At 67.4% G+C, this 16,259-nt stretch carries 13 protein-coding genes and 2 tRNA genes; 3 read left to right on the plus strand and 12 right to left on the minus strand.

Annotation, left to right across the window (positions count from 1 at the left end; all coding sequences use genetic code 11):
• Positions 1-53 precede the first annotated feature (53 nt).
• From AAFU51_08195 to AAFU51_08215, 5 genes are all read right to left on the minus strand, one after another.
• The gene (locus AAFU51_08195; GenBank protein MEO1571237.1) at positions 54-2,942 is read right to left on the minus strand and encodes a tetratricopeptide repeat protein; all 2,889 of its coding nucleotides are present in this window, start codon (positions 2,940-2,942) and stop codon (positions 54-56) included.
• 163 nt (positions 2,943-3,105) lie between these two features.
• Positions 3,106-4,530, minus strand: a complete 1,425-nt coding sequence (pyk, locus tag AAFU51_08200) for a pyruvate kinase (GenBank protein MEO1571238.1) — start codon at positions 4,528-4,530, stop codon at positions 3,106-3,108.
• A 101-nt stretch (positions 4,531-4,631) separates the two neighbouring features.
• Complete coding sequence (locus AAFU51_08205; protein MEO1571239.1) at positions 4,632-5,399, minus strand: response regulator transcription factor; 768 nt, start codon at positions 5,397-5,399, stop codon at positions 4,632-4,634.
• A 197-nt stretch (positions 5,400-5,596) separates the two neighbouring features.
• Complete coding sequence (gene dapA / locus AAFU51_08210) at positions 5,597-6,499, minus strand: 4-hydroxy-tetrahydrodipicolinate synthase (GenBank protein ID MEO1571240.1); 903 nt, start codon at positions 6,497-6,499, stop codon at positions 5,597-5,599.
• 95 nt (positions 6,500-6,594) lie between these two features.
• Positions 6,595-8,166 (minus strand): T9SS type A sorting domain-containing protein, encoded by a 1,572-nt coding sequence (locus AAFU51_08215; GenBank protein MEO1571241.1) that lies wholly within the window; start codon positions 8,164-8,166, stop codon positions 6,595-6,597.
• A 393-nt stretch (positions 8,167-8,559) separates the two neighbouring features.
• On the opposite strand from AAFU51_08215, the gene AAFU51_08220 reads away from it, so the two are divergent.
• Positions 8,560-9,771, plus strand: a complete 1,212-nt coding sequence (locus AAFU51_08220) for a hypothetical protein (GenBank protein MEO1571242.1) — start codon at positions 8,560-8,562, stop codon at positions 9,769-9,771.
• Positions 9,772-9,852: 81 nt separating this feature from the next.
• On the opposite strand, the gene AAFU51_08225 is transcribed toward AAFU51_08220, so the two are convergent.
• The 4 genes from AAFU51_08225 to AAFU51_08240 all read right to left on the minus strand — a co-directional run bounded on the left by AAFU51_08225 (position 9,853) and on the right by AAFU51_08240 (position 13,484).
• A complete protein-coding gene (locus tag AAFU51_08225) occupies positions 9,853-10,953 on the minus strand; it encodes a TIGR03032 family protein (GenBank protein ID MEO1571243.1) in 1,101 nt (366 codons plus the stop codon).
• Positions 10,954-10,988: 35 nt separating this feature from the next.
• On the minus strand, positions 10,989-13,247 hold the full coding sequence (locus AAFU51_08230; protein ID MEO1571244.1) for a tetratricopeptide repeat protein: 2,259 nt from the start codon (positions 13,245-13,247) through the stop codon (positions 10,989-10,991).
• Between the two features lie 36 nt (positions 13,248-13,283).
• Positions 13,284-13,357 (minus strand) — tRNA-Arg (locus tag AAFU51_08235).
• A 50-nt stretch (positions 13,358-13,407) separates the two neighbouring features.
• Positions 13,408-13,484, minus strand: a tRNA-Pro gene (locus AAFU51_08240).
• 114 nt (positions 13,485-13,598) lie between these two features.
• Here AAFU51_08240 and AAFU51_08245 point away from each other — a divergent pair.
• Positions 13,599-14,042 carry a hypothetical protein gene (locus AAFU51_08245; GenBank protein ID MEO1571245.1) on the plus strand — a complete coding sequence of 148 codons (444 nt, stop codon included), beginning with the start codon at positions 13,599-13,601 and terminating at the stop codon, positions 14,040-14,042.
• Positions 14,043-14,102: 60 nt separating this feature from the next.
• On the opposite strand, the gene AAFU51_08250 is transcribed toward AAFU51_08245, so the two are convergent.
• The 3 genes from AAFU51_08250 to rpmB are packed head-to-tail and all read right to left on the minus strand — an operon-like array spanning position 14,103 to position 14,784.
• Positions 14,103-14,279 (minus strand): hypothetical protein, encoded by a 177-nt coding sequence (locus AAFU51_08250; GenBank protein ID MEO1571246.1) that lies wholly within the window; start codon positions 14,277-14,279, stop codon positions 14,103-14,105.
• Positions 14,280-14,327: 48 nt separating this feature from the next.
• On the minus strand, positions 14,328-14,498 hold the full coding sequence (gene rpmG, locus AAFU51_08255) for a 50S ribosomal protein L33 (GenBank protein ID MEO1571247.1): 171 nt from the start codon (positions 14,496-14,498) through the stop codon (positions 14,328-14,330).
• A 49-nt stretch (positions 14,499-14,547) separates the two neighbouring features.
• On the minus strand, positions 14,548-14,784 hold the full coding sequence (rpmB, locus tag AAFU51_08260) for a 50S ribosomal protein L28 (protein ID MEO1571248.1): 237 nt from the start codon (positions 14,782-14,784) through the stop codon (positions 14,548-14,550).
• Between the two features lie 323 nt (positions 14,785-15,107).
• Here rpmB and AAFU51_08265 point away from each other — a divergent pair, with 323 nt between their 5' ends.
• Entirely contained in the window at positions 15,108-16,256 is a 1,149-nt protein-coding gene (locus tag AAFU51_08265; protein ID MEO1571249.1) for a YihY/virulence factor BrkB family protein, read from the plus strand.
• Positions 16,257-16,259 lie beyond the last annotated feature (3 nt).

The raw sequence follows: 16,259 nt of genomic DNA on the forward strand, positions 1-16,259 counted from the left end.
GTGGTGGAGCCGTACCGTTCGGCTGGCGGCTTGGTTCCACCGTCCGCCGCATGCTAGCCGCCATCCGGTACGAACTGGAGCGGACCGCTCGGTGTGGAGCGCAGGTCGGCCCCCTGCAACACAATCCGCACGCCCTGCAGTTCGATCTGGTAGGGCAGGGTTTCCTCGCCGTCGAGCAGCGTGCGGACGGCGGGCTCCATGCGGGCGGCCTGCTGCGGCTGGCGGAACTGCCCGACCGCGACCAGGAAGCGAACCTCGCCGTCGCGGTCGTCGCGGAGGAGCGCGCTCTGGTAGCCACGTTCTGCCAGTTGGCTCAGGATCGCCTCGCCCTCGTCGCGCTGCTCACGCGTGGCGACGATCCAGGTGGTCGTGCCTCGGCGAGGCAGGATTCGTGCCCGGCTTCGTAGCGCTCGGTCGTTGACGGGCGCGCGGGCACCGGGAGACTGTGGAGTCGGTGCGGTCTCCTGCTGCGCGGCCACCGGCTCCCCGGTCTCGTCTGCGTCCCCCTCCTCTTCCACACTGGTGCTATCCACGCCCGTGCTGTCTACGCCCGTGCTGTCAGCGCCGGGAAGGTCGTCGAAGACCGGTAGCGCGAGGCTGTCGGGCGCGAGGTCGTCCAGGTCAAAGTCGAAGGCGAGGGTATCGGGGACGGGGCGGTTCTCTTCGAGGGTCGTGCGCAGCACCTCCGCGCGGCTTGCGAACGGCGTCCCGGCGTAGCGCTCGCTGACCTGGCCATAGAGCCCGCTCAGGTCGAGCGAGTCGGCCTCGGGGAGCGGCGCGTAGAGGTCGACGGAGCCCGTGATTGCCCACTCGGCGTAGACATGTCCGGCTGCGAGGAGCGCGCGCGGGGCCACGTCGCTCTCGGGGTAGCGCTCGTGGACCGTGAGCAAGTCGGAGAACGCCTGGTCGTAGTCCCCGCGCTGCCACGTCGCATAGGCGAGGGCATAGTCTGTTTCCGCTTGGTCCTGCGCAAGCTCGGTGCGCTCGGCACGCGCGAGGCCGAGGCGCGTCCGTGCCTGGTCGGCCAGATCAGAGTCGGGATACGTGTCGATGACGTAGCGGTACCAGCGCTCCGCTTCAGCGCCCTCGCCGAGGGCCCGCTCGACCTCAGCGAGGGCATAGTAGGCACGCTCAGCCACAGAAGGGTCGGCGGCCTCGTCCACGACTTGACGATAGACGACGGCGGCCGAGTCGGGGCGCCCCAGCGCGAGGAAGAGCGCCGTGCCCATCTCGTAGAGCGACGCAGCACGTTCGGCGCGCATGGTGGCCTGGGCGTCCGCGGTGCGCGGTATATCGGTCACGTCCACACCCAGCGCCTGATCGGTTGGCAAGAACGCATCTACCTCGATGTCTTGCCCTAGCTCACCCTCGGCTACAACCAAGTTGATCGCGTCGCGTCGCCGCCAGTTGGGCACGAGTTGGCGCTCGCCCCATCGGGCCTGGAACGCGGCGAGCGCTTCGAGCACCCGCGAAGGGTTGCGGTACGAGAGGAAACCGAAGTCACCGCCGGAGCCCTGTCCAGACGTTGCGGTGAGCGGGCCGCCCGTGTCCGTCGGCTGCCGACCGAGGCCTCCGCGCGACGCGTTGAACCCTTGCGCGCGTCGCAGGCGCTCCTGCTCGGCGGCCTCCTCGGCGGCGGCGAGCTGCCGGGCCTCCTGGATCGCGAAGATGCGCGCCCGGAAGGCGGCGTCGTCGAGGCTGCCCAGTTCCAGCAGCGAGTCGTAGCGCGCCACGCGCCCGGCGGCGTCGGCGAAACCGGTGTACACCTCCGCCTCCTCGTCGATGTCCAGCATCGCCTGCCCGGTCATCTCGGAGCGTCGGCCCGTGGGGTTGCGCAGGGCCGTGGCCGCGCTGTCGAGGTAGGCGGCCGCGAGGCTGAAGTCTTCGAAGCCGTCCCGGTAGACACCGCCAAGGCGGTAGAGCGCCTGCCCGCGCATCTGCCCGACGTTCTGGCCCTCGTCGTCGTAGAGGAGTTGCACGAGCACGTCGCGCGCCTCCTGCGGGCGCCCAGCCCTCGTGAGCACGCGCGCCTCGATCACCTGGAGTTCAGCGAGGTTCGAGAAGTTGTTGTCGTCGCGCTGCATCCGCCGGACGAGGTCGAGCGCCTGCCCGGGCTGGTCTGCGTAGAGGCCGAGCACGAGCACGCGGTTGACGGCGGCGGCGTAACGTAGTTCGTAGAGCGGGCGGTAGCGGCGGACCTCGTCGTAGGCCTCGGCGGCTTCGGGGTAGCGCTCCAGCTTCTCGTAGACCTGTCCGAGCAGGAACTGCGCGCGCGCCGCGATGTCGCCGTCGTCCACACGCGCGACGCCTTCCACGAGGGCCGACGCGGCATCGACCCAGCGTTCGTCCTGCACGTAGAGCTGTGCGAGTGCCAGCTGCATGAGCGAGGTCCAGCGTGCACGTGCGCCTTCCCGGATGATGCTTTCGCGGAGCAGGTCTTCGGCCTGGGTGCTCTCGCCGTTGGCCGCGAGGGCGCGACCGAACCAGAGCCGCGCCTCGTCCTCCTCGCGTCCGCGGTCTTGCTCCTGCGCGACCCGGATGGCCTCGCGTAGGTTCAGCTTAGCCCCCTCGAAGTTGCTCTGGTAGAAGTAGGACTTCCCGATCAGGAGCAGCGCATCGGCGGTGTACTTCGTGTCGGGGTTCTCGCGGAGCAGGTCCCCGAGGCGTTGGATGACGCCGTCCTGGAACGGCCCACCGCTGCTGCTAGCCCGGCGCTCGTCGGTGCGCGGGAGCACCTGGAGGTAGCGAGTCCGGTCGACCGGGTCGTCCTCGCGAACGATTTGCTCCTCAGCTTCGTCGAAGGCCTGCCGTGCGTTGTAGACCGCGTTGAAGTACGCCTGGAAGTTGTCGTAGCGGCTGCCGAAGATCCGGGCACACCCGGGAAGCAGCGCTCCAGCGAGGAGCACCACCATGCAGGTGAGCAGCAACGCACGTCGGGTCACGGGAGGAGCAGTCGGGTCAGGGGAGCAGACGTAGCGAAGCGGTCAGCAGCACAGCGGGCTAGGCGAGGGACACCGGTAACGCCGTGATGATACGAATTCGTTCGCGCGCTGACCGCCTACGCGCGTCGTTTTACCCCGCCGTCCGTCTCCGCTCTAGGCTTTGCTAGAGCCGGCTCACGTGCACCATGTTGGTCAGACCCTTGGCCGGGAGCGGGAGGCCCGCCGTGATCACGATGCGGTCGCCGCGCTCGCCGAGACCGCGGTTGAGAAACTCGCGGTGCACCGTCGCGATGCCCTGGTCGGTGTGCTCTTGGAACGGAATCGAGAAGGCCTCGGTCCCCCAAAGGAGCGCCAACTGGCCGACCACGCGGGGGCTGTCCGTGAACGCATAGAGGGGTACGCTGGGACGGTGCCGGGCGATGGAGCGCGCGGTCGTACCCGAGTGCGTGAGGCAGGCAATGGCGACAGCCTCGACTTCCTCTGCGAGACGACTGGCGGTAAGCGACACGGCCTGCGTGATGCGGTTTTGCCCGCCGCTGACCACGCTTGGCGCCTGTTCACCACCCAGGAGCCGCCGGTTGTCCTCGACCGTGCGGATGATCTCGGCCATCGCCTCGACGGCGCGCACGGGGTACTTGCCCGCAGCCGTCTCGCCGGAGAGCATCACGGCGTCCGAGCCATCGATCACGGCGTTGGCCACATCGGACGCCTCGGCGCGCGTGGGGCGCGGGTTCTCGATCATGCTCTCCAGCATCTGCGTCGCCGTGATGACCGGCTTGCCCTCGCGGAGGCACTGGCGGATGATCTGCTTCTGTACGATCGGCACACGCTGCATCGGGATCTCGATGCCGAGGTCGCCGCGCGCCACCATCACGCCGTCGGTGCGGTCGAGGATGTTCTCGAAGTCGTCCACGGCCTCAGGCTTCTCAATCTTCGAGATCACGCCGACGCTCTTGCCCGACGCCTCGATGCGGCTGAGCAGGTCCTGCACATCGCTTCCCGTGCGCACGAAGGAGAGCGCGATGAGGTTGACATCGTGATCGAGTCCAAACTCAAGGTCCTTGACGTCTTTCTCTGTGAGCGAGGGCGTTGAGGAGCGGATGTGCGGGAGGTTGACGCCCTTCTTGGAACGAAGCGGCCCACCGACGACGACCTCGGTCTTGACGTCCAGTCCATTCACGTCCACGATGCGCAACTCGATGTTGCCGTCGTCCATAAGGATGGTGCCGCCTACGTTCACGTCGGAGGCGAGGCCATCGTAGGACACTGTTGCCCGCTCCGTCGTCCCGACCTCGAGGGGCTCACTGGTGAGCGTGAAGGCCTGCCCTTCGTGCAGGAGCACGGCCCCATCCTCCATGTTGCCCACGCGGATCTTCGGACCTTGCAGGTCTTGGAGGATCGGGATCACGCGTCCGGCGCGGCGGGCTTCCTCGTGCACCATCTCCATGCGGCGGCGATGCTCGTCGTGCGTGCCGTGGGAGAAGTTGAGCCGCGCGACGTCCATCCCGGCAGCGATGATGGCGCGTAGCGTTTCGCGGTCATCGGTAGACGGGCCGAGGGTACAGACGATCTTGGTGCGCCGTTTCATAGGGGTGGGGCAGCGTAAGGGGAGAGGTGGAAGCGCTTAGCCTCTCAAGATACGCCGGGCGTCTGTCACCCCGATGTGATCGTTTGGGCACCTCGCCGACGCTACTCTGCCCGCTCGCTTGGCGGAACAGGCACGTCCGCGTTGTTGGGGTCGCTCGTCGCCTGGTACCACGCGAAGGCATAGTGGGCCAGTTCGGTCGCGTTCTGCAGGTCGAGCTTGCGCTTGATGTTGGCGCGGTACGACTCGATCGTCTTGATGCTGAGCGTGAGTTGCTCGGCGATGTCGCGGGTGCGCACCCCCTGCCCGATGAGTTGGAGAACTTCGAGCTCGCGGTCCGAGAGCACCTCGGCGGGGTTGGTGCTGGCCTCGGCCCGGCCCTCGACCGCGCGGCGGAGCAGGTCGTCGGAGAGCTCCTCGCTGAGGTAGAGATCGCCTTCGAGAACGCGTCGGATGGCCTCGATGACTACGTCGGGAGCCCGCTGCTTCATGACGTAGCCCTGCGCCCCGGCGCGTAGCGCGCGCTCGGCATAGAACCGTTCGTGGTGCATCGAGAGCACTAGCACGAGCAGGCCTTCGTGCTGCGAGCGGATCTGACGCACCAGTTCCAGCCCGCTGACGCCTTCCAGGGTGATGTCAACCACCGCGAGGTCGAAGGTCTGCTCCTCCAGCAAGGCCAGCGCTTCTTCGGCACTCGACGCCTCGCCTGTGACTACGAGGTCGGTTTCCAGGTTGACAAGGCGCATGAGCCCTTGCCGAACAACGGGGTGGTCATCAACGAGCATCACGTGACGCGCCGCCGAGGCTGTGCCATTGGAAGCGGCCCCGCCGGAAGCGGAGCTGCGGCTGGAGGAGTGCGTACCGTCGCGCATGGAGTAAGGAGACTAGGAAGAAGAGGAGGCCAAGCAATGCGGTCACGCCCCTCGGCGCGGCCGTAGCTCATGTAGCGCCGGCTTAAAGTCACAAAGTAGCCCTCGGTTTCGCACATATAATGGAATCCCTGGGCTTTCGGTAGTCATTTTCTACCCCCAGCCTATATCCCGGGGCCGGCAGTCTAGAGGGGTGGGCCCTATGCCCTGGCCCGCATGTTGGCTTCGATCTTGAACGCGCTCAAGATTTGCCAGCGGAGGTGGGGATCAGGTGGAACGAGGGGCAGACGGACAGCCTCCTCACATACACCGAGGGCTGCTAAAACCATCTTGACCGGGATCGGGTTGGCCGTCATAAAGCAGGCCCGCATGGCAGGAAGTAGCTCGAAGTGCAGGCCGCGAGCAGCCTCGACGTGACCGTCGAGCGCGAGGTGCATCATCTGGCAAAACTTCTCGGGAAGCGCGTTGACGAGGACCGACACGACCCCGTCGGCTCCGAGCGCCACGAGCGGAAGCGTGAGTTCATCGTCGCCCGCGTAGACGGCAAAGCCATCGGGGCGGTGCGCGAGCACGTCGCCGATCTGCGCGAGGTTGCCTGAGGCTTCTTTGACCCCGACGACGTGGGGAATCTCTTCGGCAAGCCGTAGGGTAAGGTCAGCGGGGACGTTTTGCCCGGTCCGCCCGGGCACGTTGTAGAAGACGATCGGGAGGTCGGCTGCCTCAGCGATGGCGCTGACGTGGGCCACTAGACCATCGGCGGGAGGCTTGTTGTAGTAGGGCCCCACGACCAGCAGCGCGTCGGCCCCGGCGGCGGCGGCCTCGCGCGAGAAGCGGACGCTCTCGGCTGTGTTGTTCGTGCCCGTTCCGACGATGACCGGCACGCGTCCTGCGGTGTGCGCAACGGCCCGCTCGGTGACCCGCTGTCGCTCCGCAGGCGTGAGGGTTGGGTTCTCGCCGGTCGTCCCGAGCACCACCAGCGCATCGACGCCGCCCTCGATCTGTCTGTCGATGAGGCGCTCCAGCGCCGCTTCGTCGAGCGCGCCCTCGGAGGTGAAGGGCGTGACGAGCGCAGGGGCAGTACCGCGAAAGAGGAGATCGGGCATACGGGCACGGAGAGGTCGGTGGGAACGCTCCCACAAGCTACGGCCGGACCGTGCGCTCCGGCGACTGCTCCGCCCGCTGTATCCCGAAATGGCGCTCAGCGCACCACCGTGATCCGCTGCGCCGCCACGGCACCTCCGGCCTTGACCCGCACCACATAGGTCCCGGTCGGTAGGCCCTCGAGCGTGAAGCGCGCCGCATGTAGACCCGGTAGCCGCGTGCCCACCGCGTGGGTGAGCATCGTGCGGCCAAGCACATCGGTCACCGTGACGAGGACGCCCGAGGTGGCAGGCAACGCATAGTGCAGCGTGGCCCTGTCGCGGGTCGGATTGGGATGGACGGATCGGACCGACAAGGCCTGCGGCAGCCCCGTACCCCCTTCCGTACCCACCGGGGACGCCGCAAAGCGCTGGGCGTAGATGCCGTCGCCGTCGCCGTCCTGGTCACGGCTGGACCACGCCACGACGAAATCGCCGTCGGCTTCGACGCCGAGGGCTGTGAGGTACTGCACCCCTGTGGTGAAGGTGTTGACCTGGAACTCGCCGCCGTCCGGCGTGCCGTCAGCCCGGTAGCGCCGGGCGACGATGCCGAAGTCGTCGCCGTCCTGGCCGTAGCTCCGCCACACGACGACGAAGTCGCCGTCGCCGTCGACGCCCACCTCGGGCAACAGTTGGTCGTTCTCGGTGACGGTGTTGACCTGGAACTCCGCGCCGTCCGGCGTTCCATCAGACCTGTATCGCTGCGCCGCGATGCCATCGCCCGAGCCGTCCTGGCCGTCGCTCTGCCAGGCCACAACAAACGCCCCGCCAGCGTCGACGGCCACGGCAGGATGTCGCTGGTCGCCCGTGCTGAAGGTGTTCACCCGAAACGGCGGCCCCGGCGACGTGCCGTCGGCGGCGTACTGCTTTGCCATGATGCCGAAGCCGGACCGGTCCTGGTTGAAGCTCGACCAGGCGACCACGAAGTCGCCCTCGCTGTTCATCCCAAGTGCGGCGAGCGACTGGGTGCCTGCGACGAATCTGTTGGCTCGCACCTCGGGGCCGCGCGGCTCTCCATCAGCCCGGTAGCGCCGGAGGAACACGTCGAAATACGAGCCCGCTTCGCTGTAGCTGTCCCAGGCCACCACGAAATCGCCCTCAGCATCCATCTCCACCGAGGGACCATACTGGACGTTCTCCGTGGCGATGTTGATCTGGAACTCGCCGCCCCGGGGGAGCCCGTCGGCGGCGTAGCGCTGCGCGTAGATGCCATAGCCATCGCCGTCCTGGAGGTAGCTCGCCCACGCGATCACAAAGTCGCCGTCCTCGTCGATGCCAACAGAGGGGACGACCTGGTCGTTGGGCGTGGAGGTGTTGACCTGGAATTCAGCGCCAGCGGGAGTCCCCTCGGCGGTGTAGCGCTGGGCGTAGATGCCGGTCCCCGACCCATCCTGGCCGCGGCTGGACCAGGCGATTACGAAGTCGCCGTCGGGCGCGACGGCCACGGCGGGGTTGCGCTGGTTGCCCGCCGTCGCGGTGTTGACCTGGAACTCGGGGCCGACGGGCGTCGGTGTCTGGGCTTGGACCGCAGGCGCCCCTCGCAGCAGCGGCAAGGCGAGCAGGCCTGCTGCGGCGCGCTGCCTCAGCCAGGCAAGACGTGAGGATGCGGACGAACGATACGCAGGACGCATGCGGCCGTTGGGTTATCGAGAACGACGAGCGAGACGGGGCGAGAGCTACCCACCGTGCCTGCCCGGGGTTCGCCGCGATGCAGACGCGTCCTTCCTGCAAGGCCAGCACGGCTACGCTCTGCGCTGTCACCGTGCTCTTCGCTGCCACTGTGCTGTGAGCGTGCTGTGGGCGTCGAGAGGCGGGAGATAGACGCCGCCCCAGGTGCATCGCCTGGGTTTGGACGCGTGCCGCTCAGGCTTGCCGCCCCCCTCGTGCCTTCCTGCCAAAGACCCCGCTGAGGTCCTCAGGATTCAGGTGAATACGGGAGGCGCCCCAAGGTTGCCCTCCCCTAGCCTGACGAACACGCCAGCCTCCCTGGATGCCCACACCCACAACACGCAACCGGCCGACTCATGCGCTTTGCCTACTGCCTCCTGCTGACAACGCTCGTGCTTTTGCATGGCGCCTTTCCAGCCTACGCCCAAGAGCAGACGCCGCCCCGGCCCTCCTCCGGGACGCCCTCCTCCGGGACGCCCTCCTCCGGGACGCCCTCCTCCGGGACGCCCTCCTCCGGGACGCCCTCCTCCGGGACGCCCTCCTCCGGGACGCCCCCCTCCGGGACGAGCACGCCTGCGGACACGTTGGACGCTGCGGTCCTGATGGATTCGCTGCAGTCCAGCCTTGCCACGATCGGCGCAGCCGTGAAGGCGGTCACAGGCTATGCGGATCAACTCAAAAAGGCCCAGGAAAAAAAGGAGCCCGACGAACGCGCCTGGAACGCCCCCTATGCCATCGCGGTCGGCAGTTCGCTCGACCTGCTCGATGGCGCACGCCCGAATGATCTGTACACGGATGTTCGCCTGTTTCTCCCCCGCCTGTTTGCGCCGGAGGCCACACGCTCCTTGGGCCTCGACGCAGGCATCACCAGCGGCCGGACGATCTCGCTCAGCGACTCGACGCAGGACCAGGAGCGCCGCCTCAACCTCTACGACCCGGCGCTCGACTCCCTGCGGCGCGTCGACCAGCGCTTTGGCCGGCAGACGAAGACCACCGCGGAATTTCTCAGCCTCCATGCCTCCGTCACCTATCCGCTCATCGTAGACAAGCTCTACCTCGTCGGGCATGCCGAATACCGCCGCCGCGACATCAGGACAACGACGACGACCTCCATCGATTCCACGCGCTTTACCGCCTTTGGCGACACGGTGCTGGCTGAAGGCGTCCCGTTCGTGCCGCTGAACCCGCTCGTACCCAACCTGGCGACGACCGCCGAGACCCAAACCAGCCGGCAGACGACATCCTTCGGGCACTTCGGCGTTGGACTGCTGCTCGACTATGCGGACGAGAATCTGGGCGTGCGATCGCGCCTGAAGGCCGTCTTTGGCTTCCGCGACGATGGCGACCCGTTCTACATGTTCCAGTTTCAACTGGACGAGCGCAAGTTTGGGCTACGCCTGGGCGGCGAAATCCATGGACTGCTGAGCCGCAACGACCCGGCCCTAGACGATCCATTCGGGATGCCTTCGAGCGGCGCTGTCGAGGCCGCGTTCGCACCGCCGACCATCACGATCTATCTGGCGAAGGTGTTCTCGCTACGAAGCCTGGGCACCTTTCTTGGGTCATGAGCCCTGGGCTACTGCCCGAGGCCGTCGCGCCATCGGAGCCGGAAGCGAACGAGCACCACCACCTACGTCCAGTCCAGGTCTTCAGGTTGCCCTTACCTCGTCTTTCTGGTCGGGGCGACCCCAGAAGCCGTACTGCGGCGTCGCGAGAGCGCTCGTCCGCAGCTTGCTCTCCATCCCGAGGATGCCGGGGCGACGGAGTCCTGGCAGCACGGCGACGTCGTAGATCTCCTCGCACGATGTCTCGTAGGTCAGTTGCCCGACGAGCATCCCGCTCCCGAGGTGCACCACGGCGATGCCGGCCTGGAGGTCCTGCTGCGCCAGCGGCAGGTCCCCGAGCGAGCGGCCCGGCCGCAGCTTCGACATGCCCACGAAGAGGTAGTCGCCGTGGCGGGCGAGGCCGCGCACGAAGCCCGGGAGCCGGATGATGGGCTCGACGGTGCCCGCCTGCACGTCGACCTCCACGAGCAGACCCTCGGCGGAGACGAGCGCGAAGAGCTTGCCGTCGATTAGGCGCGGCGAGTGCGGCATCGCGAGGCCGGACGCGACGATCTCGCCCGAGGCCACGTCCATCAGCACGCCGCCCCCGAGCCGGCTGTCGCGCCAGCCCCGCTCGGTGTTGGTCGCCCCGAGCGCGGTCACGTAGACGGGTCGGCTGCCGCCCTCGCTGATCGCCATGCCGTTGAGGTGGCAGCGGTCCTCGTCCACCAAATCCGTGATGAAGGGCGGCGACCATACTGGCTGGAAGTGAAAGCGACTGTCGAAGCGGCACAGGCACGAGAAGCGGGTGTTGACCGCGATCAGCTCAGTGCGGCTCGATGGGTCGCTGCCTGGCGCGCCGATGAAGGCCATGTCGTGCAGGTCGCACTCGCCCGTGAAGAAGACCTGCGTCGGGACGAAGAGCGTGTCGTAGGTCTGCGGCTTGGCCGGGTACCCGGGAGCGAGCGCGCGCGACGCACCAAGGAGCACGACCTCGTCCTTCGTCGCCACGGCCATCCGGTCGCCTTGGATGGTCATGCCCATCGGCTTGCGGAACGTGCGCGGAAGCTGAACGAGACGACCCTCGCGGCCCCCGATGAAGATGACCTTCCCGGCTTGGTAGGTCGAGAGCGCCACCGAGCAGTTCAGCCGGTCGAGCAGGTCGGGAAAGTCCGGAGTGTGGGTGCAGGCGAAGGGCTGGCTCACAAGAGGGATGATGTGCGTCGGTTGGAAGTAGGAGGTCAGGCGAGGCGCGCGGAGGCTGCGTTGCGAGCCGAGGCTGCGTTGCGGACGACGGTGGCGAGGTCGTCGAGCGCGCCGTCGTTCTCGAAGAGGAGCGCTTCGGCGCTATGGAATGCGGTACGGAGGTGCGCCTGGCGGTCCCGGTCGGCGGCCCATGCTACGGCCTGCTCCACGTAGGCCTCGGCGCTGTCCACGACGAGCACGCGGAGGTCAGCAAGCACGGCGTCGGCCCGGCCTTGCTCGGCCGCGTCGGCGAGGTAGTCGTAGACAGCCGCGGTCCAGCGGCTGCGCTGGTGCACAGTCGGCCACGTCACGATGGGCGTCCCGGCCGCGCAGGCGTCGAAGACGGTGTTGGCCCCGCCGCCGTAGTGCCGCGTGTCGAGCAGCACATCGACCTGCTCGACGAGGCCGAGGTAGGCCTCGGCGTCCATCCGGTCGAGCACCTGCACACGGTTGGCGAGATTGCCGAGGGCCGCATCGAGGCGGGCGCGAAACTGCGCGGTGATGGTCGGCTCCTTGTCAGCGATGAAGAGCACGCGCGCACGTCCATCGCCGTGCTCCGCTTCGTCCTGGCGGAGGATTTCAGCGACGAGCGCGTCCATCGACGGGTGCACCTTGCGGAGGTTCTGCGCGCAGAGGTAGAGCCGCTGGTGGACGGTGAGGCCCCAGCGGCTGCGCGGCGACGGCGGGTCGGGTACAGGTGGACGGAAGTAGTAGGTCGGTAGATGGGCGAGCCGGACGAGCCGCTCGGTGTAGTGCACCTCCGCTCCCCCGGGATCGAGGCCGTCCGTGGTGAGCACGGCGTCCATCGCGGGGAGCCCCGACGGGCTCGGCCAGCCCCAGCTTGAGACTTGCGTGGGCGCGCAGCGGAAGAGGGGCAGGAGGTAGTTCATCGTGTCAGTGCCGACCTCCCAGAAGTGCAGCACGTCGCAACACGCCGCCTTGAGCGCGTCGGCTGCCCTGCTGATGTCGTTGGGGAGCGGCAAGATCTCGACGTCGGTGCTGCCTGGCACCGCAGCGTCGTGGATCGCGGGCGGAACGACAAGGGGGCCTACCGGCGTGCCGCACGCGACCGTCACGCGAAGGCCTCGCGCGGGGAGGCGCTGGATCAGGCCCCGCATTCCCTTCAAGAAGACGCCCTCGTGGCCGCTGGTTACCACGAAGCCGATGTGCGGGCGACTATCAGTGCGCGGGCGGCCGTCGGAGCGGTCCCTAGTCGGCAGCGCCTCGGCGAAGAGCGGCGTGCCCTCGGGTGTCTGTGCTTGTGCGACGAGGGCAGCCCAGCGCTCCTTCAGCGCACGGTCGTCGTCGCGGCCCTGGTAGGTGGCGAGCATCGGCGGCTCCAGCGCGACCTGCCCGAGGCATCCGGGATCGACGACCAGCGCGCCCTGGGCCTCGGCCTCTTGCTCGACGCGGGTGAGCGCGGCGTCGAGGCCAACCCGATAGGCGTCGATAGCCGCCTGCGACTCCGGGATAATCGGCGCGAGTGTCTCGATGCGCAGCCGGTGGGCGAGCGCTTCGGCCAGAGGCACCGTCCCAGCCTCTATGCCCAGACGCAGCGCTTCCTTGTAGGCCGCACGCGCTTGGTCGCGGTCGCCCTGCTTCTCCAGCACCTGCCCGAGGTTGCGGTGCGCCTCGGCATACGACGGGCGGCGCGCCAGCGCGGCCCGAAACGATGCCTCGGCCTCGGCGGTGCGGTCGAAGTGCTTGAGGACCGCACCGAGGTTGTTGTGCGCCTCAGCATGGTCGGGGCGCAGACGGATGGCTTCGCGGAGAGCGCGCTCAGCCGAGGCATAGCGCGCGAGTTCCATGAGCGTGTTGCCGAGGTTGTAGAATGCCCCTGCATGAGTCGGCGCATGGCGAACGGCCTGCTCGTAGTGCCGGACGGCCTCGCCGAGCGCGCCCGTAGCCTTTAGCACGTTGGCGAGGTTGTAGTGCGCGGGCGCAAACCGCACGTCGAGGCACAGCGCCTTGTGGTAGGCCCGCGCGGCGGCTTCGAGGTCGCCCGACCGCCGCTCGGCCTCGCCGAGGTTGGTGAGCACATCGGGGCGACGCGGCAGCGCGGCGGTAGCCTGGCGGAGGTGCGGGAGCGCAGCGGCAACCTGTCCAGCTTGGGCGAGCGCGAGGCCGAGGAAGTGCGCGGCGTCGGCGTGGCCTGGGACGAGACGAAGTACATCGCGGTAGCGGTCGGCGGCCTGGCGCAAGCGCCCGCGCTGATGAGCCTGCTGCGCCTGCCGGAAGAGGGCGTCGGGATTCATGCCCCGAAACTACACGCCGTGCAGCTTACCTATGCGCACCCCGGACAGGACTCGAACCTGTAACCTGCGGATTAGAAGTCCGCTGCTCTATCCGGTTGAGCTACCGGGGCTTAGAAAGCCACGCGGGCACGCGTCTGTTGTGACGGTGCCCGCGTGGACCTGGTCGGGGTGGCCGGATTTGAACCGACGACCCTCTGCTCCCAAAGCAGATGCGCTACCGGACTGCGCCACACCCCGAGTGTTTTGATACGATGCGTAGAAAGAACAGGTCCGCCGTCATTGTGTCACGAGAAAAATACGCGGCGGCGCTAAGTTGAGCACCCGTTTCAACCGTGCTCGATTCGCCTTGCTATGTCTGACCGCCCCCTCTCCGACGATGTTCGCGCCCTTCAGGTGATCTGGCTCGCCATCGTTGGCGGCGCTGTGCTCGCGGTGGCCGTGCTCTGGTGGGTGGCGGGGCGGTCGGCAAATGCCGCGCCGATGGCTGAGTCGGCAGATGTGCTCTTTATGCTCAATGCGCTGGCGAGCGTCGGGGCCATCGTGGTCGGGTTCGCGCTGCAGCGGATGATTCCGGCCCGGGTGATGTCGCGAGACACCGAGGAGGCAGCGTTCGGTCAGGTGCGCGCGCTGGGGATCGCCTCGGTCGCGGTCATGGAGGCATCGGCGCTGACGGCGGGCGTGGCGGCGTTTCTGACAGGCAACGCGCTCAACCTCGCCTTTGTCTTGCCGTTTCTGGCGTTCGCGGCGCTGTTCTTCCCGTCGGGTGCGCGCGTAGCCAGCCTAATGCGACGCTAGCGGGGGTCGCCCGCTGACCAGGGGCCGCCCGCTGACCAGATCGAAGGACCCGCGACCCGCCTACTGGGCCTTGGCGGCGGCGAGCTCGTCCTTCACCTGGCTGGCTTCGACCATCTTGGTGCGGAACTCGTAGGAGCCGTTCTGCTTCTTCGACGCGACGATGATCTTGGCCATCTGCTTAGCGTCGGCGCCGGCACCACGGTTGGTGCGCTGGTTCTTGGAGACTTTCTTCGCCATGGGTCTGACCTCTGGGAGTCTAGAGCGTGGACGCGAGCGAGCAGGGGGCTACTTGATCTCGCGGTGGAGCGTGTGCTTGCGGAGCTTCGCGTTGTACTTCTTGAGCTCCATCCGCCCGGTGGTGTTCCGGCGGTTCTTGGTGGTCGCGTAGCGCGACGTGCCCGGCGCCTCGGTGCATTCGAGGATGACCTTGATGCGGGCTTCTTTGCCTTTCGCCATCGGTCTGGGGGGGTTACGGTGTGGTCTGAAGGGGATAGCGGGGTGCGCGTTAGACGCGGACGCCTTGCTTGCGCGCTTCGGCGAGAACGGCCGAGATGCCCTTCTTGTTGATCGTCTTGATGGTCTGCGCGGTGACGCGGAGCGTGATCCAGCGGTCTTCTTCGGGAATGTAGAAGCGCTTCTTCTGGAGGTTCACGTTGAAGCGGCGGCGCACCTTATTGTGAGCGTGGGAGACGTGGTTGCCCGACATCGGTCCCTTGCCCGTGAGCTGATCTCTGCGTGCCATGAGCGTGGCCGTCGAGTGATATGAACGGAATGGTGACAGCCTTCCAAAATAGAGGCTGGCCGCGCCGCGCCCAAACGGAATCCGGTCCAAAGCGGCGAAGGACGTGTTAATAGCGATGCCCTAGCTCCGGGTTCCTCGAAGGAATGGTGAGGGAGAAGCAGCCCGCGGCTCGCTTGCTGCACGCCCCGTAGCCCGTCTCCCCGTAGCCCGTCTCCCCGTAGCCCGTCTACACGGGGCGCCTGGCACACCTTTCGGACACATCGGCGCGAACCTCGGGGAATCCTTATCGGTTTGCCCCGAGCCTCCTTCCTGTTTCTGCCCGCATGCTACACGCTCTCTGGTCTCGGTTCTCCGACCTCGCCCGGTTCTACGCGAAGGGGCTGGGCACGCGGCTGCGCAACCCGTATGTGTTGCTCTTGGCGCAGGCGATTGCCTTCAAGGTGCTCGTCACGATCCTCCCGCTGCTCGTGCTCGGGACGGGCATCTTTGGTCTCGTGCTGCGGCAGGACGACCCCTTCGACACGGTCTCGCGCTTCCTCGGCTCGTTTCTGCCGAACTACCAGAGCGACACGCTCTTTCAACTGCTCGGGCAGCTTCAGCGGGCTGGCAGCACCATCACCATCGTCGGCGGCATCGGGCTATTTCTGACCGTGCTGACGCTCTTCAGCGCACTGCGCATCGTGATTGCGGGCGCGTTTGGGGGCGAGCGGCACGAGCAGCGCTCGTTCCTCGGCGGCTACCTCTTCGACCTGCGGATGATCGGCCAGGTGGCGCTGCTGTTCCTGCTCTCGTTCGGCCTGACGGTGGGCATGCGCGTGGCGATGGCACGCTCGGAGGCCCTCGCTGCGGAGAACGGCCTCGACGCGGCGCTGGTCTCCCAGGGCTGGGAGTTCATCTTCGGCGTGGCGGCGTGGCTCGTCCCGTTCGCGCTCTCGCTGGCGATGTACACGCAGCTCTACTACTTCATCCCGAAGCCGAAGCCACCCTCGCGCAGCGCCTTCACAGGGGCCCTCTTCGCAGCACTGCTCTTCGAAGGAGCGAAAAACCTCTTCGCCTACTACGCCGTCTACGTGGGCCGCTTCGATCGGTACGAGGCCCCGAATCAAACCGAGATCGTCGAGAACCTCGGGGGCGAGAGTGCGGCCGGGGCAAGCGACGCGCTGATCTCGCTGGGCGGGGTGTTTGGGCTGATCCTCGCGCTCGTCTTCTGGGTCTACCTATCCAGCCTGATTCTCATCCTCGGCGCGATGGTCGCTGCGGTGCACGAGGAGCGCACCGGCCCCCGGCGCTCGCTGCTCCGCCGCGTGCTTCAGCAACGCATCTCTCGCCGCCGCACGGCCGCATCGGAGCCATCCGATGACGCAGAAGACGACGCAGCCAACGATCCCCCGTCTTCAGAAGCGCCCACCAACACGCAGGATAACGAGGCGCACGTAGGGTCCTCACCGACGCCACATCCGGCCGAACGCTGATCG

This window comes from Bacteroidota bacterium, assembly GCA_039821555.1.
In the GTDB taxonomy this organism is placed as follows: domain Bacteria; phylum Bacteroidota; class Rhodothermia; order Rhodothermales; family Rubricoccaceae; genus JBCBEX01.

Excerpts from the sequence above, each read along its gene's own strand:
- rpmB (MEO1571248.1), bottom strand. The coding sequence starts at position 14,784 with ATGGCACGCAGAGATCAGCTCACGGGCAAGGGACCGATGTCGGGCAAC.
- AAFU51_08245 (MEO1571245.1), top strand. The coding sequence starts at position 13,599 with ATGTCTGACCGCCCCCTCTCCGACGATGTTCGCGCCCTTCAGGTGATC.
- dapA (MEO1571240.1), bottom strand. The coding sequence starts at position 6,499 with ATGCCCGATCTCCTCTTTCGCGGTACTGCCCCTGCGCTCGTCACGCCC.
- AAFU51_08250 (MEO1571246.1), bottom strand. The coding sequence starts at position 14,279 with ATGGCGAAGAAAGTCTCCAAGAACCAGCGCACCAACCGTGGTGCCGGC.
- AAFU51_08265 (MEO1571249.1), top strand. The coding sequence starts at position 15,108 with ATGCTACACGCTCTCTGGTCTCGGTTCTCCGACCTCGCCCGGTTCTAC.
- AAFU51_08205 (MEO1571239.1), bottom strand. The coding sequence starts at position 5,399 with ATGCGCGACGGTACGCACTCCTCCAGCCGCAGCTCCGCTTCCGGCGGG.
- pyk (MEO1571238.1), bottom strand. The coding sequence starts at position 4,530 with ATGAAACGGCGCACCAAGATCGTCTGTACCCTCGGCCCGTCTACCGAT.
- AAFU51_08220 (MEO1571242.1), top strand. The coding sequence starts at position 8,560 with ATGCGCTTTGCCTACTGCCTCCTGCTGACAACGCTCGTGCTTTTGCAT.
- AAFU51_08230 (MEO1571244.1), bottom strand. The coding sequence starts at position 13,247 with ATGAATCCCGACGCCCTCTTCCGGCAGGCGCAGCAGGCTCATCAGCGC.
- AAFU51_08215 (MEO1571241.1), bottom strand. The coding sequence starts at position 8,166 with ATGCGTCCTGCGTATCGTTCGTCCGCATCCTCACGTCTTGCCTGGCTG.
- rpmG (MEO1571247.1), bottom strand. The coding sequence starts at position 14,498 with ATGGCGAAAGGCAAAGAAGCCCGCATCAAGGTCATCCTCGAATGCACC.